Annotated in this window: 18 protein-coding genes and 2 riboswitches; of the genes, 9 read left to right on the forward strand and 9 right to left on the reverse strand. The window is 69.9% G+C overall.

Annotated features, from left to right (window positions below):
- Positions 1–36 precede the first annotated feature (36 nt).
- Positions 37–972 carry a pentapeptide repeat-containing protein gene (locus tag AC07AG_RS00715; protein ID WP_478750449.1) on the reverse strand — a complete coding sequence of 312 codons (936 nt, stop codon included), beginning with the start codon at positions 970–972 and terminating at the stop codon, positions 37–39.
- A gap of 74 nt (positions 973–1046) precedes the next feature.
- On the opposite strand from AC07AG_RS00715, the gene AC07AG_RS00720 reads away from it, so the two are divergent.
- From AC07AG_RS00720 to AC07AG_RS00735, 4 genes are all read left to right on the forward strand, one after another.
- The gene (locus AC07AG_RS00720; RefSeq protein WP_478752151.1) at positions 1047–1439 is read left to right on the forward strand and encodes an NUDIX hydrolase; all 393 of its coding nucleotides are present in this window, start codon (positions 1047–1049) and stop codon (positions 1437–1439) included.
- Positions 1440–1494: 55 nt separating this feature from the next.
- Entirely contained in the window at positions 1495–2061 is a 567-nt protein-coding gene (locus AC07AG_RS00725) for a GNAT family N-acetyltransferase (protein WP_478750451.1), read from the forward strand.
- A 201-nt stretch (positions 2062–2262) separates the two neighbouring features.
- Positions 2263–3063: an SAM-dependent methyltransferase gene (locus AC07AG_RS00730; RefSeq protein WP_478750453.1), complete on the forward strand. Its 801-nt coding sequence runs from the start codon at positions 2263–2265 to the stop codon at positions 3061–3063.
- A 211-nt stretch (positions 3064–3274) separates the two neighbouring features.
- Entirely contained in the window at positions 3275–4858 is a 1584-nt protein-coding gene (locus tag AC07AG_RS00735; RefSeq protein ID WP_478750455.1) for an alpha/beta hydrolase, read from the forward strand.
- 6 nt (positions 4859–4864) lie between these two features.
- Here the strand turns inward: AC07AG_RS00735 and AC07AG_RS00740 are convergent, their stop codons facing one another.
- The 3 genes from AC07AG_RS00740 to AC07AG_RS00750 all read right to left on the reverse strand — a co-directional run bounded on the left by AC07AG_RS00740 (position 4865) and on the right by AC07AG_RS00750 (position 8087).
- Positions 4865–5995, reverse strand: a complete 1131-nt coding sequence (locus AC07AG_RS00740) for an HTTM domain-containing protein (protein ID WP_478750457.1) — start codon at positions 5993–5995, stop codon at positions 4865–4867.
- Entirely contained in the window at positions 5985–6566 is a 582-nt protein-coding gene (locus AC07AG_RS00745; protein WP_478750459.1) for a DUF5819 family protein, read from the reverse strand. Before AC07AG_RS00745 ends, AC07AG_RS00740 begins: the two co-directional genes overlap by 11 nt.
- Positions 6567–6842: 276 nt before the next feature.
- Positions 6843–8087, reverse strand: coding sequence for an ice-binding family protein (locus AC07AG_RS00750; RefSeq protein WP_478750461.1), 1245 nt, complete (start codon positions 8085–8087; stop codon positions 6843–6845).
- A 459-nt stretch (positions 8088–8546) separates the two neighbouring features.
- Here AC07AG_RS00750 and AC07AG_RS00755 point away from each other — a divergent pair, with 459 nt between their 5' ends.
- Positions 8547–9341 carry a VOC family protein gene (locus tag AC07AG_RS00755; RefSeq protein WP_478750463.1) on the forward strand — a complete coding sequence of 265 codons (795 nt, stop codon included), beginning with the start codon at positions 8547–8549 and terminating at the stop codon, positions 9339–9341.
- Between the two features lie 28 nt (positions 9342–9369).
- Here the strand turns inward: AC07AG_RS00755 and AC07AG_RS00760 are convergent, their stop codons facing one another.
- Complete coding sequence (locus tag AC07AG_RS00760) at positions 9370–9822, reverse strand: hypothetical protein (protein WP_478750465.1); 453 nt, start codon at positions 9820–9822, stop codon at positions 9370–9372.
- A 232-nt stretch (positions 9823–10054) separates the two neighbouring features.
- On the opposite strand from AC07AG_RS00760, the gene AC07AG_RS00765 reads away from it, so the two are divergent.
- Entirely contained in the window at positions 10055–11314 is a 1260-nt protein-coding gene (locus AC07AG_RS00765) for a sensor histidine kinase (RefSeq protein ID WP_478750467.1), read from the forward strand.
- Positions 11299–11946 carry a response regulator transcription factor gene (locus AC07AG_RS00770; protein ID WP_478750469.1) on the forward strand — a complete coding sequence of 216 codons (648 nt, stop codon included), beginning with the start codon at positions 11299–11301 and terminating at the stop codon, positions 11944–11946. Before AC07AG_RS00765 ends, AC07AG_RS00770 begins: the two co-directional genes overlap by 16 nt.
- A 220-nt stretch (positions 11947–12166) precedes the next feature.
- Here the strand turns inward: AC07AG_RS00770 and metE are convergent, their stop codons facing one another.
- From metE to aceA, 4 genes are all read right to left on the reverse strand, one after another.
- Positions 12167–14488, reverse strand: a complete 2322-nt coding sequence (gene metE / locus AC07AG_RS00775) for a 5-methyltetrahydropteroyltriglutamate--homocysteine S-methyltransferase (RefSeq protein ID WP_478750471.1) — start codon at positions 14486–14488, stop codon at positions 12167–12169.
- Positions 14489–14649: 161 nt separating this feature from the next.
- Positions 14650–14867, reverse strand: a riboswitch (cobalamin riboswitch).
- A 170-nt stretch (positions 14868–15037) separates the two neighbouring features.
- A complete protein-coding gene (locus AC07AG_RS00780) occupies positions 15038–15907 on the reverse strand; it encodes a 3-hydroxybutyryl-CoA dehydrogenase (RefSeq protein WP_478750473.1) in 870 nt (289 codons plus the stop codon).
- Positions 15904–17496: a malate synthase A gene (aceB, locus tag AC07AG_RS00785; RefSeq protein ID WP_478750475.1), complete on the reverse strand. Its 1593-nt coding sequence runs from the start codon at positions 17494–17496 to the stop codon at positions 15904–15906. Before aceB ends, AC07AG_RS00780 begins: the two co-directional genes overlap by 4 nt.
- Before the next feature lie 173 nt (positions 17497–17669).
- A complete protein-coding gene (aceA, locus tag AC07AG_RS00790; RefSeq protein ID WP_478750477.1) occupies positions 17670–18959 on the reverse strand; it encodes an isocitrate lyase in 1290 nt (429 codons plus the stop codon).
- A 412-nt stretch (positions 18960–19371) separates the two neighbouring features.
- Here aceA and AC07AG_RS00795 point away from each other — a divergent pair, with 412 nt between their 5' ends.
- Together AC07AG_RS00795 and AC07AG_RS00800 are read left to right on the forward strand one after the other, a co-directional pair.
- Positions 19372–20790 (forward strand): short-chain fatty acyl-CoA regulator family protein, encoded by a 1419-nt coding sequence (locus AC07AG_RS00795; protein WP_478750479.1) that lies wholly within the window; start codon positions 19372–19374, stop codon positions 20788–20790.
- 101 nt (positions 20791–20891) lie between these two features.
- Positions 20892–21062, forward strand: a riboswitch (cobalamin riboswitch).
- 243 nt (positions 21063–21305) lie between these two features.
- Positions 21306–22805 carry a CoA-acylating methylmalonate-semialdehyde dehydrogenase gene (locus AC07AG_RS00800; protein ID WP_478750481.1) on the forward strand — a complete coding sequence of 500 codons (1500 nt, stop codon included), beginning with the start codon at positions 21306–21308 and terminating at the stop codon, positions 22803–22805.

Below are 22805 nucleotides of genomic sequence, written 5' to 3' on the forward strand. Positions count from 1 at the left end.
GGGCGGTGTGATCCATCTGCTCTCAGGACTCTGCTCTCAGGACTGCTCTTCCTCGGGAGCAGTGTTGGTTCCAGCCTCTGGGTCAACGACGACTTGATCGAACTCGCGCATCCCCGCCGGGATTTGTTCCATCGAGAATTGAGCGTGGCGCAGGTTGGCGCCGTCGAAGGTCGTCGAGATGGCGTAGCTCTGTCGGAAATCCGCCTCGGGCGCCCAGGCGCCGGAAAAGTCGGTGCGGCGCAGGTTGGCGGCCCGTAGGTCGGCTCCGCTCAGGCGTGCGCGCCGGAAGTTGCCGCGCTCGAAGTCGAGCCCTGTCAGGTCGGTACGTCTCAGGTCGAGCCGCGATGCTTCACTCCGGTCGGGGCGGCGCCCGATCACTGTGACGGCGGCTTGTACGGCTTCGTCGGGTCGCGGTATGCCGAGGCCCAGGCCCGCGTGTTGGCGGATGAAGGCCGCCAGGACGGTGACGACCGTGTCGTGGTCGTCTTCGCTGTCCCGCATGATGCGTTCGAGGCTGTAGATGGCACCGAGCCGCTGCGTGTCATCCTGCGAGCTGAGCAGTTTGATCGCTTCGACGTAGCGGCCGGTGACCTGCCCTTCGCGAGTGAGCTTGGCCTGTTCTTCGTCGCGCTTCTGCGTCTCGCGAAGTGTTGTCCGGAATTGCTGCTGGCTCTCGGCGAACTGCTCTTGGGCGTGCTCGAACTGGTTGCGCTCAAGCCGGTGCCTCTCACGGGTGTAGTAGAGCCCCGCAGCGGTGAAGCCGCCGGCGGCGACGGCGATGAGCATGGTGCGGAATCCGGTGACGATGATTCCCGCGCTGGAGACCAACTCGCCTTCGCTGTCCTTCAGGTGGTGCCCTTCGATCCACCAGGGGCCCCAGATGAGGAGCGCGACGAAAGTGGCGGTGCCGAGCCCGCCCCCCACCCAGGCTTTGACGGGGAGCTTCTTCGCGCCGTTTCCGTTGCCGCTCATGGCGGCATGATGTCCGTGTGCGGGCGGCGCCATGCCGTGAACGGCGCTTCTCGGAGAGGGAGTTGCAGTTGCCGGTGGATCCGGTGATCGCGGGTGCGGTGGTCACGTACCAGGGCACGGTGCTCCTCATCCGCCGCCGGGTTCCGGAGGGTGATCTGGTGTGGCAGTTCCCGGCGGGGAAGGTCGACCTCGGGGAGTCCGCCGAGCAGGCTGCGGCCCGTGAGGCTTTGGAGGAGGCAGGCGCCGTCGTCGAGCCGCTGACAGTGATCGCGGAGCGGGTGCATCCGATGACCGGTCGGCGGGTCGTGTACGTGGCGTGCCGGTGGCTGTCGGGCGAGGCTCGTGTGGCGTCTGCGCGGGAGGTCGCGGAGGCCGCGTGGGTGCCGTTGGACGAGCTGGCGGAGCGGATTCCTGGTGGGGTGTTTCCGCCGGTTGGGGAGTACCTTGCTGGGCCGACGCTGCCCTGACCGCCGTGCGCAGGGTGGCATCACCGGTTCTCCGGCTGCCTGGCATGATCAACCGGTGCCTGCTGATCGACTGGAGCCTCTCACCCTGACCGCCGGCGACTTCCGGCTCCGTCCTCCGAGCGTGGACGAGCACATGGAGGTTCTCGCGCTCGGCGTCGACCCGGATGTCCGGCTGTGGAATCCTCGCTGCCAGATCACCGACGAGGCGTCAGCCGTCAGGGACTGTCTCGCCGGAGCGGACTGGTCGGACGGTACTCACGCGACCTTCTCGATCATCGACCACAGCAGCGGACGCTATGCCGGCAACATCGCCCTGCACGGCATCGACCGCCCGCACGCGCAAGCCAAAGTGGGCTACCGCATCGCCCCGTGGACACGCGGGCAGGGAGTGGCCACGGCTGCCGTGCGCAGCGTCGTCAGCTGGGCCCTGAGCGATCTGGGACTCACCCGCCTCACTCTGACCCACGGTGTGGAGAACCCTGCCTCCTGCAGAGTGGCCCAGAAGGCAGGATTCGACCTCGCGTGCACCATGCCCATGGCCAAGCGGTTCGGAGACGGGCAGCTCCACGACGAGCACCTCCATGTCCTCCTCGTGGACCCGGTTGCCACCGCCGGCAACTGACTCCCGGATCGGCATCAGGCTCACTGGCAGACCCCACTTCGTCAGCCTCCGACCAAATGGGGAACGGCCGTTGGTGGCGCCGTGGTGGCGCCGTGGTGGTGCCGTGACGGTGCCCGTGATGGGCGTCGTGCCGGTCGAGCCACGGTTCGACCAGCTGTAGCGTTGAAGACCATTGTCAGCGGTGACGAGCGGAGCGGGCCCATGCACAGTGCAGGCGATCGGATAGACACCTCGACCGCGCATTCGGCGCGGGTGTACGACTACATCCTGGGAGGCAAGGACCACTACCTTGTCGACGCCGAGGCGGGCGATGCCATGTGTCAGCACTGGCCGGCGCTGCCCGTGCACATGCTGGAGAACCGGCGGTTCATGCACCGCGCCGGGCGCTTCCTCGCCCAGGAGCACGGTGTCCGGCAGTTCCTCGACATCGGCACCGGCCTGCCCACAGCTCCCAACCTGCATGAGGTGGTGCAGGAGGTGGCACCGGAGTCCCGTGTGGTCTATGTCGACAACGACCCCATCGTCCTGGCTCACGCCCGCGCCCTCCTGCAGGGTTCGTCCGAGGGGGCGACCGCCTACATCGACGCTGACATGCACGACCCGGACGCCATCCTGGACAGTCCCGAATTCCGTGCGCTGATCGACGTGAACGAGCCGGTCGGCTTGATGGTCATCGGAATACTGCACTTCATCCTGCCGCCGGACGACCGGCGTCTGGTACAGCGACTGCTCGAACCGCTGCCGTCGGGCAGCTTCCTGGCGATGACCATCGGCACCGCCGACTTCGCGCCCGAGGAAGTCGGCCGGGTGGCCGAGGAGTACACCCAGCAGGGCATGCCCATGGCGCTGCGCGACCTGTCGACCGCCACCTCCCTCTTCGACGGAATGGACCTGGTCGACCCCGGCGTCACCCAGGTTCACAAGTGGCGGCCGGGCCCCGAGCAGGACGGCATCGACGACCGGGCCATCGCCATGTACGGGGCGGTGGCCCGTAAGCCCTGACCAGTTGTGACGTCCAGTTGTGACGTCCAGGCACCAGGCAGGAGTTGGTGTCGCTCGGCGAGATGCAGTGGCCCGCCGGAGGACTGGCACAGCTCACCACCGCCGCCCATGCCTTCGTGCCGCCGCTCCGCAAGGAGCCGGGGGACAACCCCACCTGGGTTCGGGGTTCTCCCGGAGTGTGCCGGGATGTCCGCCCTCCTAGCGTGTGGGCATGCCAACTTCAGGACGCATCAAGGTCTTTGCGGCGTGCGTGGCGGTGGTTGCCGCCGCCACGGCGACGACCACTGCAGCCCCCGCCACGGCGACGACCACCGCCGCCCCCGCCACGGCGACGACCACCGCCGCCCCCGCCACCCCGGGCCCGTTGGCCCGCTTTCACGACCAGCGCGTCGACTGGCACGCCTGCGCCCTCGGCGCCGACGACAAGGAGGGCCAGGAACTGGACGCCGCAGGCGCCGAGTGTGCGGACATCGACGTGCCGCTCGACTACGCCGACCCCGGCGGCCGCACCATCACCGTCGCCATATCCCGGCTGAAGGCCACCGACACCGCCCACCGCGTCGGCCCGATGCTGCTCAACGACGGAGGACCGGCCGGCCCCAGCCTCCGTATGCCGGTGACCAAGTCGAAGGTGATGGGCGAGGTCGCCGGCCGCTACGACCTGATCGGCATGGACCCGCGCTTCGTCGGCCGGAGCACCCCGCTGGACTGCGGCTGGGACCTCGGCTCAGCGCCCCTGCGCTCCGCGGGCGCCGACCTGGCGGCCTACCGCGAGGAGGTCTCCGTCGCGCGCGAGCTGGCCCGGCGGTGCAAACGCGCCCACGGCGATGTACTGCCGTACGTCACCACCCGCAACACCGCCCGCGACATGGACATCATCCGCGCCGCCCTCGGCGAGGACACCCTCTCCTACCTCGGCTACTCCTACGGCAGTTACCTCGGAGAGGTCTACACACAGCTCTTCCCCGGTCGCACCGACCGCATGGTGCTCGACGGCGTCAATTCCCCGAAGCGCTACAGCCACACCCTGCTGCGCGGTTCCGAGGCGGCCAACGAAGCGGCCCTGCGCGCGTGGGCGTCGTGGGCCGCCGCACGCCACGCCACCTACGGTCTTGGCACCACGCGCGCCGAGGTCCTGGCGACGGTGGAACACATCCTCGACGCCGCCGCACAGAAGCCGCTGCGGATCGGGGACGCGTACCTGCTGGACGAGCACGCGCTCCCCTTCTTCTTCATCGGCGGCCTCGCCAGCGATCTCGACGAGGAGCGTGCCGCCCTGGCCACGACCGTACGTCTGCTGGCACGCGCCGCCGACCGGGAACCGGTCGAGCCGTCCGAAAGGCTTGCCGGTCAGCTGGAGTTCCTGCTGACCGGGGCAGGCTCGGCCCCCGCCAGCCAGATGACGGCGATCATCTGCGGCGACGTGGCCGAGCGGCGAGGCGTCGCCGGCTACTGGCGCGCGGTCGAGAAGTCCCGTGAGCAGTTCCCCCTCACCGGACCGCTGGCCAACAACATCACCCCCTGCGAGTTCTGGGACCAGCCCGCCGAAGCGCCGACCGTGCTCGACAACGACGTCCCGGCCCTGCTCGTCAACGCCACCGGCGACCCCCGCACCCTCTACACCGACGCCAAGGCCATGCGCGAGCAGTGGCCCAGCTCCCGGCTGCTCACCGTCAAGGGCGCCCGTCAGCACGGCCTGTACGGCGAGTACGGCAACACCTGCGTCAACGAGCGCGTCAACGCCTACCTGCGGACGGGACGGCTCCCCGCGCACGACCTGACCTGCGAGAAGTAGCCGCCCTCATCGGCTCGACGGTGCGGGCTGCTGCGGCACGAGTGCCGTCTCGCCGTGGGGCGAAGCGTCCGCCTGCCTGACGTGGGCCCACCGACCGACGCGCCGCAACAGCTGTCCCAGGTGCCGGTAGAAGCGGTCCGGCAGGAACACGGCGTCCGCCACGATCATCGCGCCGGAGAAAAGCGGAAGTCCCATGAGCACGGCGATCCCCAGGTGCATGCCCAACAGCAGGCTCAGGACCGGGTACTTGAGCCGTCCGAACAGGACGAACGGGAACGCGACCTGCAACAGAACCGTCAGGTAGCAGGCGATGGTGATCAGTACGTCGTGCTCGTCCGCCAGGAGAGAGAGCTCGGGCCAGGGCCGGAACAGGTCGAGGTTCAGGACGTAGTGGAGGGCCGTCCCGTTGCCCCAGGTGCCGCCCTGCACCTTGTAGAGCCCGGCGGAGCCGTAGAGAAAGCAGACCTGGACGGCGATGACGAACATGCCGCAGTGATGGAGCACGGTCGTCAACATCTGGCGCATGGCGCCCAGTTGAATCCGAAATTCGCCTGCGGCCATGCCCGCCGAGCTGCTCTTCGCCGCCCCCGAAGAGGCCCGCAGTCGGGCCCTGCGCGCATCCAGGGACCAGCGGCGACCGCACGCGGTGAAGACGAGGTACACGGCCATGAGGAGGATGAGGTTGTCTCCTCCGTCGGTCATGAAGATGGCCCTGGAGTGGAAGGACGCGACCACGACCGCGAAGAGTACGGACATCAGTCTGGTCCGCCAGCCCAGCATGAACAGTGCGGACGTGACGAGGGCTGCCGTGTAACAGGCCTCGAAGTACGGTCGGCTGTCGGACAGGGTGAGGATGCTGACCCACCCGGTCTGGTCGAACAGTTGCCTGGCCAGCTCGGGGGTCCACGGAGATCCGGGGCCCCAGATCTCGTCGCGGTGCGGAAACTCGCGCAGCAGGAAGACGAGGTAGAGAAGGCCGTAGCCGATGCGCAGAACTGCTGCGGCGTAGAGGGAGATCGGCCGCTCGGTCAGGAGAGTGAGAAACGCACCGATCCGCTCCGGTGCGCGGCGCGACACGCCTGCCTCCTTCCCTTCGGGAGTGCGCCGGTGCGGCGGGAGTGTCTGCTCAGTTTCCATGGGATTCCGCCTTCCACCAGGGCAGATACCGCGTATCGGCAGGCTTGGGCGCGGCGGTTGACGGGCCGGTGCCGACCGCTGCGGCGGGAGCGGCGATGGGCACGGTGATCACCCGCAGCTGGATGGACTCGAAGGTGCCCTCACGGTGGGCGACGATGCGATCCGCCGCGATGTTGGTCAGGTAGCGCTGCATCATCAGCGCCCGCGGCGAGCGCGGCCGGTCATCGCCGCCGTGGGTTTCGACGTACGAGCTCCAGGAGCGCCGCAGCATGTTCTGCGCCGTATGACTGGGGAAGGCGTGGTGCCTCACGGCGGAGTTGTCCACGGCCGTCAGATCGAACCAGCCGCTCACCTGCACACTGCCGTCCGGGGCGGTGTGCAGGGTCCTGGCGGAGATCTGCTGGTTGACCGATTCCGGATCCGGTGCGAAGAGCCGCCAGTTCTGTTCGAACAGCGGGAGAACCCACGCGTTGACCTGGCGGCTGTACTGCTGGGAGAGGGGGTTGGGGGGTGCCACGTGCAGAAACACCAGGATCACGTGGACCAGGGCCGTCGCGAGGCACAGAGCCACGGCGGCTCCCGTTCCCGCCTTCAGGACCCGCACGGGGCGGGACGGACGGCCCGAAGCTTCTCGGGACGCACCGCATCTCCCGTCTCCGGGTGGGGCCGACCCGGAGACGGGCCGTTCCGCTTCGTCGACATCCACCGTTTCAACGCCGCCTTGCACGGCCCCACCCGGCCTCTTCATCCCGGCTTCTCCGCTTCTCCCTGAACTGCCGACGGCGGCACGCGACGGAGGCGATGACGCCCTCGCCGCGTGCCGCCCGTTCTGCTTGCTCACATGGAACTAGGCAGGCTTCTTGTGGTGATCCTTGTGACCGTCGGGATGTCCCTCGTGGTGGCCGGGCTTGTGGTGACCGCCGGGCTTGCCGCCGTGATCGTCCGGCTTCCCGCCGTGGTCGTGGTGACCGGGCTTGCCGGGGTGGTCGTGGTGACCGGGCTTGCCGGGATGGTCGTGGCCGTTTCCACCGGTCGTGCCACCGTGGCCGCCGCCCGGGCCACCGCCTGTGGAGCCACCCGGGGCGCCACCTGTGGAACCGCCGGTGGTGCCGCCCGTGGTGGCACCCGCGATGAGGCCGCCCAGGACGCCGCCGGTGGTGCCGCCGCCCGTCGGCACGCCACCGATGACGCCGACGGTGGTGCTGCCCGAGGTACCCGCTGTGGTGCTGCCCGTGGTGCCACCGCTCGTAGCGCCGGCGATCACACCGCCCGAGATCAGCCCGCCAGTGGTACCACCGGTCCCGCACTGCCCCTGGAAGATCCTGTTGGAGTCCAGTGTCACGGCACCGTCACCGCGTGCGCCCGCATCAGCCAGCAGCCGGCCGTTGATGGTCGCCCCCGTGGTGGCGGTGATCGAGGTGTCGGCCAGGATGGTGCCCACGAACGTGGAGTTGGTACCGAGCGTGGCCGAGCTGCCGACCTGCCAGTAGACATTGCACGGCGAGGCGCCATTGATGAAGCTCACCGAGCTGGCGGATGCCGTCGTCAGCGCCGAACCGATCTGGAAGACCCAGACCGCACTGGAGTTGCCCTGGGCGTCCAGGGTGAGCGTGTCGGTGATCTGCGCGGAGCTGTTCGCCCTGTAGAGGCCCGGCGTCAGCGTCTGACCACCGAACTCGTGGGGAGCGTCGTTGTACACCGCGTCGGTCAGGGTCTGCCCGGCGGCCTGGTTGTACGCGGTGGTCAGGTCGATCTTGGCCTGGCCCGCGACGGCATCCGCGGAGTGCAGAGTCCCGGGCGGGGTCACGGTGCCGGGCCCTCCGTCGGACTCGGCGAACCCGGTGATGGCCGTCCCGGGGCTCACGCCGACGTCGAGACCGTTGACCACCGTGGGACCGGTGTTGGTGACCGTCGCGCCGGCCAGGACTCCGAAACCGGCCGCAGTGCCAAGAGGCACTGGGGTGGCGACGGCGTTTGCGCGTGTCGGCGTCACCGCGATTACGACAGCGGCGATCACCACGGCCGTTACCGCAGCGATCCAGGCCGACATGGTGCGCCGCAGTGGTGGTACGTCAGGAATGTTCAGCGTCATCGAGGGGCCAACTCCTGTGAGGGGGTGGTGCCTTCTCGGCGGTTCTCCGTCGTACAGAATCGCCTGCTTCTGTCGCTGGCATATTACGCAGAAAAGGAATTCAGTAATGCTTGATTCGGGTATCTTCACTGAAATTGGCGAGCGGATCGCAAAACGCATAGAAATAACTAATGGTCTGGATAGGGGATTATTCCCACGCAGGTCAGGTGTGGTTTCATGGTCGCGGTGCCACGCCAATACATCCGGCACATGGAGGTGAAAGGATTCTGCGGTTTAATGCGGCGTATGAGCGTCGCCTGAGCCGAGCTGGCCCTATTGATATCGAATGCGGGGCGGTCAAAGCCTGTCAGCTCGAAGTGAGTCACCGTCCACCTCGGGGAGATCGGCCATGTGGCCGACGCGCGTCTGTCAGTGCCGGGTGCCAGGCTGGTGTCACAAGGACCTGCGAAGGGAATCGTCGTGATCACCACTGACAACACTCCCGGATCCCCCTGTTGGCTCGACCTCGGCACCCCCGACGTCCCGGCCACCGCTGCCTTCTACGGCGCGGTGCTCGGCTGGGAGTACGAGTCCATGGGCGAGGCCGACGGGGAAGGCGGCATGTTCCAGAAGGACGGCAAGACCGTCGCCGGGCTCGGCAAGCTCACCGAGGAGGGCGCGCGCCCGGCCTGGATGATCTATTACACGGTCACCGACGCGGACGCCACGACTCAGGCCGTGGAGCGCGCGGGCGGCACGGTGCGGGTGGCGCCCAGGGACCTCGACGACTGGGGACGGATGGCGCAGTACACCGACCCGCTGGGGGGCCAGTTCGCCGTCTGGCAGCCGGACAAGAACTCCGGCTTCGAGCTGGCGGACGACCCGGGCTCACTGTCCTGGGCCGAGCTGTTCACGACCGACGTGGCCGCCGCGAAGGAGTTCTACGGCGGCGTCCTCGGCTGGCAGTTCAGCAACATGGAGCTGCCGGGCGGCGCCGGCACGTACACCCTCGTGACCCCCGCCGGCCTTCCCGAGGAGCGCATGCAGGGTGGCCTGATGGAGCTCCGCAAGGAGGACCTCACGCTGACGGACGGTCGGCCGTACTGGCACCCGGTCTTCGCCGTCACCGACTGCGACGCCGCGGTCGCCCAGGTCACCGGGAACGGCGGCAGCGTGCACATGGGGCCCGACGACGCGGAGGGCGTCGGCCGGTTGGCCGTCTGCCGCGACCCGTCGAACGCGGAGTTCGTGGTGCTCAACCCCGTCGAGAGCTGAGCCCACCCCTCCGCCCCCGGCTGAGCCCCTAGGAACCCTTGGGGAAAGCGGCGCGCAACCCGGATCCGTTGACGAGGAAGGCACTCGCGCCGATGGTGAGCGCGCAGACGACCTGCAGCGCGACGAACCACGGCGGGAGAGCACCGGGGATCAGATCGATGGAGATGATCGTGACCGGCAGGACGACGGAGATGATGCGCAGGCGCAGATAGGCCCATCGGGCTCCCCGCGAGGCGAGGACGATCAGCCAGTACGTCACCGCCGCACCGGCGAGCACTCCGGCTGAGCGGCCCCACATGAACGGCGTGGCCGTCCTTCCGGTGATCGCCAGGACGGCGACCGTGATGAGGACGGCGGCGCTCAGTACGCCGTAGGCCGCGGCGAGGATCTTCGCCTTGCCGAAGTCCCGTTGGACGGATGGGTGGTTGAAGTGAGCGGCCTTGGTCGTGACCTTGGCCGTGGTGTGGCTGATGGTTTCCATGTGTCTGTCCGCCCTCGCGTTTGCTGCGTGCCGTCTGCGTGCTTTCTGCGCGCTGTCTTTGTGGTGTCGACGCTAGGAAGCGGGGGAGCGGAGCGGTATGCGCCTGGACCCAGTAGTGGGTGGGGCTGGGCCCACTCCTGGGCCGACCAGGGGGGGGAATCAGGCTCCGTGCCGTGCACAGTGGAGACACCGAGCCGGGTCGGCCGGGGTCGGTGGAGCAGAAGGAAGAGTCATGCGACAGGTCGTGTCGTGGGTGGGGAGCGCCTGCGTGGGGTTCGCCCGGGCGTGTCTGGTGGTGGTCGTGAGCATGTTGGTTCCGGCCGTGTGGGCCGCTGCTGTTGCGCTGGGGATCTGGTGGGGTGCGGGCAACCCGTGGTCGTGGGTCGCGCCGGTCGTGCTGGTGTGTGTCGGCACGTTCGGCCTGTCCCGCCCGATCTGCCGGATGTTCCGCTTCCTCGTTGCGCGGTGGACGGCCACCGTCATTCCCGACGGGTACCGGCAGGCCGGGCCCGTGGTGCGGATGTCCACCGGCTACTGGTGGAACGGCTTCTCGTACGAGCGCACCCGCCGCGACGCCTTGATGGACCAGCGGTGGCGGATCTGGTGCGGCGACCCGGCCGTCCGGCGTGACCTGCGCTTCACGGGGATCGCGCCGCTCACCGCGGGCGTGGTCGCGGCCGTCCCGCCGTCCGGCGTCGCGGTGGCGGTTCTCGGGTTCGGTCAGTCCTCGCTCTCCGCGCGCGTGGTCGGAGGGTTCGGGTTCGTCGCCGCCATCGCGAGTGCTCCGTACGCCTGGCGGGTCGTCGAGCCGGTGGCCGCCCGCTTCCTGCGTGCGTCTCCCGCGATGGTCCTCGCCGCCCGCGTGGACGAGTTGACGGCCCAGCGCGCGGACACGACCGTCGCACAGGCCGCCGAGATCCGCCGGATCGAACGCGACCTGCACGACGGGGCGCAGGCGCGGCTTGTCGGGCTCGGGCTCTCCCTGGCGACGGCCGAGAAGTTGATGGAGACCGATCCCGACCAGGCCAGGGCGCTGATGCGGGAGGCGCGAGCGGGCGCCACCACCTCACTGACCGAGCTGCGCGAACTGGTCAAGGGGATCAGCCCGCCGGTGCTCAACGACCGAGGGCTCATCGATGCCGTACGCGCTCTCGCCCTGGACAGCCCGCTCGAAGCCGCTGTCAGTGCCGATGTGTCGCTGCGCCTCGACCCGCCGATCGAATCCGCCGCGTACTTCGGAATCGCCGAACTGCTGACCAACGCGGTCAAGCACGCCCACGCGACCCGGGCGCGGATCTCCGTCGCGCGGGACGACACCGGTCTCGTCGTGGACGTCGAGGACGACGGCCGGGGAGGGGCGAGCGTGCGCGCCGACGGTGGACTGGCGGGGCTGCGCCGCCGCCTCGCCGCCTTCGACGGCACCCTGGAGATCACCAGCCCGGCAGGCGGCCCGACCCGCGTGAGAATAGTGGTGCCATGCGAATCGTCGTAGCCGAAGATCTCTACCTCCTGCGTGACGGAATGGTCCGCCTCATCGAGGCGTGCGGACATGAGGTGGTGGGCACGGCGGCCACCGGACCCGAGACGCTCGACGCGCTCCTGAAGTGGCGCCCGGACGTCGCCGTCGTCGACGTCCGCCTGCCGCCGACCCAGACGGACGAGGGCCTGCGGGCGGCTCTGGCCGCACGTCGTGAACTGCCCGGCCTGCCGGTCCTGATCCTCTCCCAGTACGTCGAACAGCTCTATGCCCGCGAGCTGTTGGCCGACGGCACCGGCGGCATCGGCTACTTCCTCAAGGAGAGCGTGTTCGACGCCGACCAGTTCATCGACGCCCTGGAACGCGTCGCCGCCGGTGGCACCGCGATGGACCCCGTCGTCATCGCGAAGCTGCTGTCCAGCGGGTCATCCAACCGGAGACTTGAACGGCTCACCGAACGCGAACACTCCGTGCTCGCCCTCATGGCCGAGGGGCTGTCCAACCAGGCCATCGCCGGGCGGCTGTTCCTGAGCGAAAGCGCCATCAGCAAGTACACCACCTCGCTCTTCGGCAAACTCGGCATCACCGATGACGACAGCAACAACCGTCGTGTCCTCGCCGTCCTCACCTATCTGAACAATCCCTGACGGGGATACGGGCTGGGGTTGGTACGGACGATGGCCATGGTCTGCCCGGATCAGCCTTCGGAGCTGCATCGCACCACGGTGAGCATCGCGCCGCACTGCCTCCCCGGTTCGGAGACAGAACCGCCACCGGTGGCCACCAGGAGTGCCCCGCCGGTCAGCCGGACGAGGACACGGGGCGGCCATTCGTCCTCACATGGCCGCCCCGGCAGGAGCGTTCGGGTCAGGAACCCGTGGGCAGCTCCGCCCTCACCTCGCGCGCCGCGGCCACCAGGTTCTCCAGGGAGGCCTTGGTCTCGGGCCAGCCGCGGGTCTTCAGGCCGCAGTCGGGGTTCACCCAGAGGCGTTCGGCGGGGATGGCCTCAAGTCCCTTGCGCAGCAGGGCTGCTGCCTCCTCGGTGCTCGGTACGCGGGGGGAGTGGATGTCGTAGACGCCGGGACCCGCCTCGCGCGGATAGCCGTGCTCGGCCAGTTCGCGGGCCACCTGCATGTGCGAGCGGGCGGCTTCCAGGCTGATGACGTCGGCGTCGAGGTCGTCGATGGCCTGGACGATGTCGCCGAACTCCGCGTAGCACATGTGCGTGTGGATCTGCGTGTCCGGGCGTACGCCGCTGGTGGTGAGGCGGAAGGACTCCGTGGCCCAGTCCAGGTAGGCCGGGTGGTCGGCGGCGCGCAGCGGCAGCGTCTCGCGCAGCGCGGGCTCGTCGACCTGGATGACCGAAGTGCCCGCCTCCTCCAGGTCGTTGACCTCGTCGCGCAGGGCGAGCGCGACCTGGCGTGCCGTGTCGCCGAGCGGCTGGTCGTCGCGGACGAAGGACCAGGCGAGCATGGTGACGGGACCGGTGAGCATGCCCTTGACGGGGCGGTCGGTCAGGGAGTTGGCGTACGAGGTCCAGCGCACCGTCATCGGCTCGGGCCGGGAGATGTCGCCGGCCAGGACCGGCGGGCGCACATAGCGGGTGCCGTACGACTGGACCCAGCCGTGCTGCGTGGCGAGGTAGCCGGTGAGCTGCTCGGCGAAGTACTGCACCATGTCGTTGCGTTCGGGCTCGCCGTGCACCAGCACGTCGATGCCCACCTTCTCCTGGAAGGCGAGGACCTCGCGGATCTCGTTCTTGATGCGCTCCTCGTAGCCCGCCGTGTCGATACGGCCCGCGCGCAAGTCGGCGCGTGCCGTGCGCAGTTCGGTGGTCTGCGGGAACGAGCCGATGGTGGTCGTGGGCAGTTGCGGAAGACCGAGCCGGGTCCGCTGGGCCGCCGCACGCTCCGGGTAGGCGTGGGCGCGGCGGGCGTCGGCGCCGGTGATCGCGGCGACGCGGGAGCGTACGGCCGGGTCGTGGGTGAGGGCCGAGCCCGAGCGGGACGCCAGGCCGGCGCGGTTGGCGGACAGTTCGGCCGCGATGGCGCCCGTGCCCTGGGCCAGGCCGCGGGCCAGCGTGGCGATCTCGGCGGTCTTCTGGTGGGCGAAGGCCAGCCAGCGGGCGATCTGCGGGTCGATGTCCCGTTCGGCGGTGGCGTCCAGCGGGACGTGCAGCAGGGAGCAGGACGCGGAGACGTCGACCCGGTCGGCGAGGCCCAGGAGCGTGCCCAGGGTGGCGAGGGACTTCTCCAGGTCGTTGATCCAGATGTTGCGGCCGTTGACGACGCCCGCGACCAGACGCTTGCCGGGAAGACCGCCGACGGCGGCGAGGTCCTCCAGCTGGCTCGCGGCGGCCTCGGTGAAGTCCAGGGCGAGGCCCTCGACCGGAGCCTTGGCGAGCACCGGCAGCGCGTCGCCGAGCCTGCCGAAGTACGAGCCGACAAGGAGCTGAGGACGGTCGGTGAGCGCACCGAGATCGCGGTAGGCGCGGGCGGCGGCGTTGAGTTCGGCCGGGGTGCGGTCCTGGACCAGGGCGGGCTCGTCGAGCTGCACCCACTCGGCGCCCGCGGCGCGCAGGTCGGCGAGGACCTCGGCGTACACGGGCAGCAGACGGTCCAGGAGGGTGAGCGGCTCGAAATCGGCGGCCACGCCGGGCGCGGGCTTGGCGAGCAGCAGATAGGTGACCGGGCCGACAAGCACGGGGCGGGCCGCGAGGCCGAGCGCGACGGCCTCCTTCAGCTCGGCGACCTGCTTGGCGGAGTCGGCGGTGAAGACGGTGTCGGGGCCGAGCTCCGGCACGAGGTAGTGGTAGTTGGTGTCGAACCACTTGGTCATCTCGAGAGGGGCCACATCCTGCGTGCCGCGGGCCATCGCGAAATAGCCGTCGAGCGCGTCGGCGTCGACGGCCTCACGGTGCCGCTGGGGGACGGCGCCGACCATGACGCTGGTGTCCAGGACATGGTCGTAGTACGAGAAGTCGCCGGTCGGCACCTCGTGGATGCCTGCGTCGGCCAGGTGCTGCCAGGTGGACCGGCGCAGCTGCGCCGCGGTGTCCCGGAGGGCGTCGGCGGTGACGCGGCCCTTCCAGTAGCCCTCGACGGCCTTCTTCAGTTCCCGGTTGGGGCCCTGGCGGGGGTAGCCGTACACAGTGGCCTGTGCTGCCGCGGCTGCGGGCTTCGTTGTCACGGAAATCTCCTTCGCGAGATGACTCCTGAGCATCCCGGGACGGGACGCGGACGCGAAGGGGTGACGAACCGGGCGGACCGGACGCGCGCCACCGGCGCGGTGCTCCACCTGATCTGACGCCGACCCGCCCACGAGGTCACCGGGATGTCCGCACGTGAGGGGTCACGTACGGGCAACGGGCAGGTCTTCGGACTCGCGGGCACACCTGCCGAGGCAGGTTCCTACTGGCCGTCGCTTCCCGGATCCGCGCTCGGACCCAGTGCGTATGACGGCGGTCGTTCCCACTCACCGCTGCGGGGCAGTCCCGGATTCCCACCGGGTTCCCTCTTACGACGCGTCTGCCTGGCGGACAGGGCGAACCAGCTGCACAGGTCAGGCTAGAGGGTGATCGGCCTCCTGGGCAGTACTGATCACATTCCGGACCGTGAGGTGAGACACGGACCCCGCCCGTATCGGCACATGCGGGCGCGCGGAACGGATCACCAGTCCGTTCCGCGCCCCGCTCACAGCAGCCGCGGGCCCCTCAGCCCGGCGGCGGACCCGGGCCCCTCAGCCCCGGTCGTAGGTGTGGAACCCGCGGCCGCTCTTGCGGCCGAGCAGCCCCGCCTCCACCATGCGCTGGAGCAGCGGCGGCGGGGCGTACAGGGGTTCCTTGAACTCTTCGTAGAGCGATGCCGCGATGGAGGCGACCGTGTCGAGGCCGATCAGGTCCGCCAGCTTCAGCGGCCCCATAGGGTGCGCGCAGCCCAGCTCCATGCCCGCGTCCACGTCGGCGGGCGTGGCGAAGCCGGACTCGGTCATCCGGATCGCGGAGAGGAGGTAGGGGACGAGCAGCGCGTTCACGACGAAGCCCGCTCTGTCCTGGGAGCGGACGACCGTCTTGCCCAGGGTGTGCGTGGCGAAGTCCTCTACGGCGGCGACGGTCCGTGCGGCCGTGTGCAGTGAGGACACGACCTCGACCAGGGGAAGCACGGGGGCGGGGTTGAAGAAGTGCAGCCCGAGAACACGGTCGGCACGCCGGGTGGCCATCCCCAGACGCATGACCGGGATGGAGGAGGTGTTGGTGGCCAGGATCGCGTCGGGGTCCTCGACGACCTTGTCCAGGGTGGCGAAGATCTCCGTCTTCGCGGCGGTGTCCTCGACGACGGCCTCGACGACGAGCTGGCGGTCGGCCAGGTCGTCGAGGCTGCCGGTGAAGACCATGCGGGCGAGTGCGTCCTCGGCGCCGATGCGGTCCAACTTGCCTCGCTGGACAGCTCGTTCGAGCGACACGGCGACTCGCTCGGCGGCGGCGCGTGCGGCGAGTGCGTCGGCCTCGCAGACCACGGTGTCCAGGTCGGCGCGGGCGCACACCTCGGCGATCCCGGCGCCCATCTGGCCCCCGCCCACCACGCCGACCCGGCGGATGGCCGCGGTCATGACCGTCCCTCCGGGCGGCGCACGAGGTGACGGCTGTAGGCGTCCGTGGTGAAGAAGGCGGGCAACTCCCGTGCCAGGGCGGTCCGTTCGAAGAGTCCGCGGACTTCGTCGAGAGGGGCCCACGGGTACTCCGCGCCCAGGGCGGCGAGCTCGTCCCCCACCAGTTCAAGGACGGTCGCTCGATCGACGACCTGGTGGCGCAGCCACTGCCAGATCTGCACCCGGGCGATCTCGGCGGTGGCGGCGTCCTCCATGAGCCCGTACAGGGCGACGGCCCCCTGCCCGTGCAGCCATGCGGCGAAGTAGCGCAGGGCGACGGCGATGTTGGTGCGTACGCCATCGGAGGTGGGTGGCGCGCTGATGCGGCGCACGGAGAGCAGCCGGGCCGCCGTCACCTCGACGTCGTCGCGGGTGCGGTCGATCTGATGCGGGCGGGTGTCGAGCACCCCGTCGAACACCGCGCGGCAGACGGGTACAAGGGCGGGGTGGGCGACCCAGGAGCCGTCGAAGCCGTCCTCGGCCTCGCGTTCCTTGTCGAGCCGCACCGTGGCGAGGGCCGCCTGGTGGGCGTCCGGGTCCTTGCCCGGCATGTGGGCGGCCATGCCGCCGATGGCGTGGGCGCCGCGCTTGTGGCAGGTGCGTACGAGGAGTTCGGTGTACGCGCGCATGAAGGGGGCGGTCATGGTGACCTTCGCCCGGTCGGGAAGCAGGAAGTCGGTGCGGTGACCGAAGGTCTTGATGAGGCTGAACAGGTAGTCCCAGCGGCCCGCGTTGAGGCCGGAGCTGTGCTCCCGGAGCTCGTAGAGGATCTCCTCCATCTGGACGGCCGCCGTGATGGTCTCGATCAGGACGGTGGCCCGGATCGTGCCGCGGGGGATGCCGAGGAGATCCTGAGCCAGGACGAACACGTCGTTCCACAGCCGGGCCTCGTCGCGGTTCTCCAGCTTCGGCAGGTAGAAGTACGGGCCGTGCCCGGCGTCGATCTGCCGCTGGGCGCAATGGAAGAAGTAGAGCCCGAAGTCCACGAGCGACGCGGGCGCGGGCCGCCCGCCGATCAGCAGGTGCTCCTCGGTCAGGTGCCAGCCGCGCGGGCGGACGACGATGGTCGCGACCTGCTCGCCGAGCCGGTACCGCTTGCCCTCCGGCGTGCTGAAGTCGATCCTGCGCTCGATGGCGTCGAGCAGGTTCAGCTGACCGCCGACGATGTTGTCCCAGGTGGGCGAGGTGGCGCCCTCGAAGTCCGCCATCCACACCTGCGCACCGGAGTTGAGGGCGTTGACCGTCATCGCGCGCTCCGGCGGCCCCGTGATCTCCACGCGGCGGTCGGTCAGGCCGGGCGCGGGGGCTGCCACCCGCCAGGAGTCGTCCGCCCGTATGCGGGCGGTGGCGATGGAGAAGTCGAGCGGGGAGCCGGAGGCGAGGCGGGCCCCCACCCGCATGCGCTCCTTGAGGATCTCCTGACGGCGTTCGGCGAACGCGTCGACGAGGCGGCCGACGAACTCCAGGGCCTCAGGGGTGAGGATCTCGTCGTGCCGGTCGGTCACCGTGCCGAGGACCTGGGCACGGCTTGGGGGAGCGGAGATGGGCATGCGGGTCTCCTCAGCAGGGGGTGTGGACTAGGACTGACGGGACGGTGGGGGCGCCCCTTGAGGGGCGCGGGGAACTGCGCGCTCACCCCCACCGACCCGCGGACGACAGCGCGGCGGTCCGGCGAAGCGCCGTAGCGGTCTGGCGAAGCGCCGTAGCGGTCCGGCGAAGTGCCCTAGTGGAACTGCTCCTCCTCGGTGGAGCCGGACAGCGCCGTCGTGGAGGATGCGGGGTTGACGGCGGTGGACACCTGGTCGAAGTAGCCGGTGCCGACCTCGCGCTGGTGCTTGACGGCGGTGAAGCCCTGCGCCTGCGCGGCGAACTCCCGCTCCTGGAGGTCGACATAGGCGGTCATGCCGTGCTCGGCGTAGCCGCGGGCCAGGTCGAACATGCCGTGGTTGAGGGAGTGGAAGCCGGCCAGGGTGATGAACTGGAAGCGGTAGCCCATGGCGCCCAGCTCGCGCTGGAACTTGGCGATCTGGTCGTCGTCCAGGGCGGCACGCCAGTTGAAGGAGGGCGAGCAGTTGTAGGCGAGCATCTGGTCGGGGTGCTCGGCGTGGATGGCCTCGGCGAACTCACGGGCCTGCGCGAGGTCAGGGGTGCCGGTCTCGACCCAGATGAGGTCCGCGTACGGGGCGTAGGCGAGGCCGCGGGCGATGACGGGCGCCATGCCGTTGTGCACCCGGTAGAAGCCCTCGGCGGTGCGCTCGCCCGTGACGAACCGCGCGTCGCGCTCGTCGACGTCGCTGGTCAGCAGGTTCGCCGCGAGGGCGTCGGTGCGGGCCACGATCAGCGTCGGCACATCGGCGATGTCGGCGGCCAGGCGGGCCGCGTTGAGGGTGCGGATGTGCTGGCCGGTGGGCACGAGCACCTTTCCGCTCAGGTGACCGCACTTCTTCTCGGAGGCCAGCTGGTCCTCGTAGTGGATGCCGGCGGCGCCCGCGGCGATCATCGCCTTGGTCAGCTCGAAGGCGTTAAGGGGTCCGCCGAAGCCCGCCTCGGCGTCGGCGACGATCGGCGCGAGCCAGTCGGTGGTGTCCTCGCCGCCCTCGGCGGTGGCGATCTGGTCGGCGCGCAGCAGCGCGTTGTTGATCCGACGGACCACCTGCGGCACCGAGTTGGCCGGGTAGAGCGACTGATCGGGGTAGGTGTGTCCGGCCTGGTTGGCGTCGGCGGCCACCTGCCAGCCGGACAGGTAGATCGCCTGCAGACCGGCCTTGACCTGCTGGACCGCCTGGCCGCCGGTCAGCGCGCCGAGCGCGTGGATGTAGTCCTGCTCGTGCAGCTGGCGCCACAACCGCTCGGCGCCGCGCCGGGCGAGGGTGTGCTCCTCGCGGACGCTGCCGGAGAGCCTGACCACGTCATCGGCGGTGTAGGTGCGCTCGATCCCGTTCCAGCGGGCGTCGGTCGCCCACCGCTGAGCAAGCTCCTGGGCCGTTGCCGTCGTCGTCCCTGCCTGTGCCATGACCGTCTCCTGGGAACTCGTGAACTGGGGGAATCGTGAACTGGTGAACTGGTGAACTGGGGAACTCGTGAACTGTGCGAAGCTCTGGCACTCAGTGCCGGGAAGATCCCGGGTGCGGCCCGTCGGCTCCGTGCTGAGCAATCCGAGCAATGTCGCCGAGCCGGGCGGAAGGGTCGGGATCACCGACGTCAGGGCATTGAGTCGTACCCGTTTCCGATCCGCCCGACGGAGTCCGGCGGGCCGCGGTACGACTCTGACACCGGCACTCAGTGCCATCAAGCAGGGAAAGATGCCAAGTTCTGCGCATCTTTCTCCGCCGTTCTGCCAATCTTGTTAAGCCCGCAGACCTCGTCCGCGTGGCTACCATCACGGGCAGTGCCGACGATCGTGACCGGACGGGCAGGAGCCACGGGTGAGCAAGACGTACGCGGGAGCGCGGCTGCGACGGCTGCGGGAGGAGCGCCGCATGAGCCAGGCCGACCTGGCTCGTGCCCTGGCCATCTCGCCGAGCTATCTGAACCAGATGGAACACGACTCCCGGCCGCTGACCGTGCCCGTGCTGCTGCGGCTCACGGAGGCGTTCGGCGTCGACCCGGGCTTCTTCTCCGCGCGTGACACCAGCCGTCTGGTGGCCGACCTGCGGGACGCCCTCACCGGAGAGGTCTCGGCGGGCCGGGTGTCCGCGTCCGACCTCTCGGACCTGGCATCGCGCATGCCCGCCGTGGCGACGGTCCTGGTGGACCTCGGCCGCCGGAACCAGCACCTGACCGAACAGCTCTCCGAGGCCGCGGAGGGGCGCGGTCCGGCAGCGGCGGCACAGCCCCGTTCCGCGCACGAGGAGATCCGCGAGTTCTTCTACCGGCGCCAGAACTACCTGCACGACATCGATCTCGCCGCCGAACAGTTCGCCGCCGAGATCGGTGTGCGCCCCGGCGAGGTCGTGCGCGCCCTGTCCGCGCGCCTCGCCGAGCGCCATGGGGTGCGCCTGGCCGCGGACGCCGACCGACTTCTGCACCACTACGACCCGACGGCCCGGGTTCTGCACCTCTCCAACCGGCTGCGCCCCGGCCAGCAGGCGTTCCGGATGGCCACCCAGCTCGCGCTCCTGGAGTACGCGGACGAGGTCTCCGCCCTCGCATCGGAGGACTTCGGCCAGGAGACCGCGGCCTGGCCGCTTGCCCGCATCGGGATCGCCAACTACTTCGCGGCCGCGCTGATCCTGCCCTACCGCCGCTTCCACGCGGCCGCGGAGGATTTCCGCTACGACATCGAGCGGCTGACCGACCACTTCGGCCTCGGCTACGAGACGATCTGCCACCGGCTCAGCACCCTGCAGCGCTCCCGGCTGCGCGGCGTGCCCTTCTCCTTCGTCCGGGTCGACCGGGCGGGCAACATGTCGAAGCGTCAGTCCGCCACCGCGTTCCACTTCTCCCGCGCGGGCGGCACCTGCCCGCTGTGGAACGTGTACGAGGCGTTCGCCGCGCCGGGCCGCATCCACGTCCAGGTCGCCTCCATGCCGGACGGCCAGCGTTTCCTGTGGACCGCACGTGCGGTCACCCGGCACCGCGGCGGCTGGGGCGAGCCCGGCAAGACGTTCGCCATCGGCCTCGGCTGCGAGATCCGGCACGCCGCACGGCTCGTCTACTCCGACGGCCTCGACCTCGACAGCGCCTCGTCCGCCGTGCCCATCGGCATGGGCTGCCGCCTGTGCGAGCGCACCGACTGCCCCCAGCGGGCGGTTCCCCCGCTGGACCGGCGCCTCGCGATCGACGAGAACAGCAGCACCTTCGTGCCCTACCCCGTGGCCGGGGAGTCGGCGCGCGTCGACTGAAGGGTGGGCCGCGCTGAGGGCCGCACCGATTGCCGTGCCGAGGGGCGGGCCGAGTGGGTGAGCCTAGGGGGGTGGACTTACTAGGACGTCCAACTATATGTTCGTGGCACAAGGTCCGCGGTGCAGGGAAGCCGGTGTGAATCCGGCACGGTCCCGCCACTGTGACCGGGGAGTGTGCTGTCATCCACACGCCACTGGCGAGGTCTGCCGGGAAGGCGGGCGGCGCGCGCAGATCCGGGAGTCAGGATACCGGCCGCGGAATGTTCCGTGTTGTCCACGAGGATGGAGCAGACACGCATGGCACCGGTCCGTACCCACGACCCTGGTGATCCGGCGGAGCGCACTCGACTCGGCACGCGCTCATAGGACTTCGCGGCCCCGGGCGGTCCCGATCCACGCCTGACGGTCCCGACGTCCGCTGTCCCGCGGCTCGCACCGGCAGCGCACCCACCCGTGCGCCCCGCCGGCGGCTCGCCGTGCCGTCCCCGGATCTCACCTGACGAGAGCAGGCACCCATGGTCCGTGAACTCACCCACTTCATCGGCGGCAAGCACACCGCCGGCACGTCGGGCCTCTTCGGCGACGTGTACGACCCCAACACCGGCACCGTCCAGGCCCGCGTACCGCTCGCGGGCCGCGCCGACACCGAGACGGCGATCGCCGACGCGGTCACCGCCCAGCGGGAGTGGGGCAGTTGGAACCCGCAGCGGCGCGCCCGCGTCCTGCTGCGCTTCCTCCAGCTCGTCGATGCGGAACGCGACTCCCTGGCCCGGATGCTGTCCGCCGAGCACGGCAAGACCGTGGCCGACGCGCACGGCGACCTCCAACGCGGCCTGGAAGTAGTGGAGTTCGCCGCGGGGATCCCCCATCTGCTCAAGGGCGAGTTCACTGACAACGCGGGCACCGGGATCGACGTGCACTCGCTGCGTTCCCCGATCGGCGTGGTCGCAGGCATCACCCCGTTCAACTTCCCCGCGATGATCCCGCTGTGGAAGGCCGCGCCCGCTCTCGCCTGCGGCAACGCGTTCATCCTGAAGCCGTCCGAACGCGACCCGTCCGTGCCCCTGCGCCTTGCCGAACTGTTCCTTGAGGCCGGTCTGCCGCCCGGTGTCCTGAACGTCGTCAACGGCGGCAAGGAGGCAGTCGACACCCTCCTGGAGGACCCCCGGGTCGGCGCGCTCGGCTTCGTCGGCTCCACACCGATCGCCGCGCACATCTACGCCACCGCCGCCGCGCACGGAAAGCGCGCCCAGTGCTTCGGCGGTGCCAAGAACCACATGATCGTCATGCCGGACGCCGACCTCGACCAGGCCGTCGACGCGCTCATCGGCGCCGGATACGGCTCGGCGGGCGAACGCTGCATGGCCATCTCGGTGGCCGTGCCGGTCGGCGCGGAGACCGCCGACCGGCTGGTCGCCGCGCTCAAGGAACGCATCGGCACGCTCCGCATCGGCCGCAGCGACGACCCCGAAGCCGACTTCGGCCCGCTGGTGAGCAGGGACGCACTCGACCGGGTCCGTCGCTACGTGGACATCGGCGTCAACGAAGGCGCCGAACTCGTCGTCGACGGGCGGCAATTCACCCTGGCGGACCACGAGAACGGCTTCTTCGCGGGCGCGTCGCTCTTCGACCGGGTAAGTCCCCGGATGCGGGTCTACCGCGAGGAGATCTTCGGCCCCGTCCTGTGCGTCGTACGGGCCGCCGACTACGAGCAGGCCCTGCGCCTGCCCAGCGAGCACCCGTACGGAAACGGGGTCGCGATCTTCACCAGGGACGGCGACACCGCCCGCGACTTCACCCGCCGGGTCGACACCGGAATGGTCGGCGTCAACGTCCCCATTCCGGTCCCCGTCGCCTACCACACCTTCGGGGGCTGGAAGCGCTCCGGCTTCGGCGACCTCAACCAGCACGGCCCGGACGCCATCCGCTTCTACACCCGCACCAAGACCGTCACCTCGCGCTGGCCCTCAGGGGCCAGGGAAGGCGCGAGCTTCACCCTGCCCACCATGGGATGA

This window comes from Streptomyces sp. NPDC044044 (assembly GCF_056434405.1).

Excerpts from the sequence above, each read along its gene's own strand:
- AC07AG_RS00715 (WP_478750449.1), bottom strand. The coding sequence starts at position 972 with ATGAGCGGCAACGGAAACGGCGCGAAGAAGCTCCCCGTCAAAGCCTGG.
- AC07AG_RS00730 (WP_478750453.1), top strand. The coding sequence starts at position 2,263 with ATGCACAGTGCAGGCGATCGGATAGACACCTCGACCGCGCATTCGGCG.
- AC07AG_RS00735 (WP_478750455.1), top strand. The coding sequence starts at position 3,275 with ATGCCAACTTCAGGACGCATCAAGGTCTTTGCGGCGTGCGTGGCGGTG.
- AC07AG_RS00740 (WP_478750457.1), bottom strand. The coding sequence starts at position 5,995 with ATGGAAACTGAGCAGACACTCCCGCCGCACCGGCGCACTCCCGAAGGG.
- AC07AG_RS00750 (WP_478750461.1), bottom strand. The coding sequence starts at position 8,087 with ATGACGCTGAACATTCCTGACGTACCACCACTGCGGCGCACCATGTCG.
- AC07AG_RS00760 (WP_478750465.1), bottom strand. The coding sequence starts at position 9,822 with ATGGAAACCATCAGCCACACCACGGCCAAGGTCACGACCAAGGCCGCT.
- AC07AG_RS00765 (WP_478750467.1), top strand. The coding sequence starts at position 10,055 with ATGCGACAGGTCGTGTCGTGGGTGGGGAGCGCCTGCGTGGGGTTCGCC.
- AC07AG_RS00770 (WP_478750469.1), top strand. The coding sequence starts at position 11,299 with ATGCGAATCGTCGTAGCCGAAGATCTCTACCTCCTGCGTGACGGAATG.
- AC07AG_RS00780 (WP_478750473.1), bottom strand. The coding sequence starts at position 15,907 with ATGACCGCGGCCATCCGCCGGGTCGGCGTGGTGGGCGGGGGCCAGATG.
- aceB (WP_478750475.1), bottom strand. The coding sequence starts at position 17,496 with ATGCCCATCTCCGCTCCCCCAAGCCGTGCCCAGGTCCTCGGCACGGTG.
- aceA (WP_478750477.1), bottom strand. The coding sequence starts at position 18,959 with ATGGCACAGGCAGGGACGACGACGGCAACGGCCCAGGAGCTTGCTCAG.
- AC07AG_RS00800 (WP_478750481.1), top strand. The coding sequence starts at position 21,306 with ATGGTCCGTGAACTCACCCACTTCATCGGCGGCAAGCACACCGCCGGC.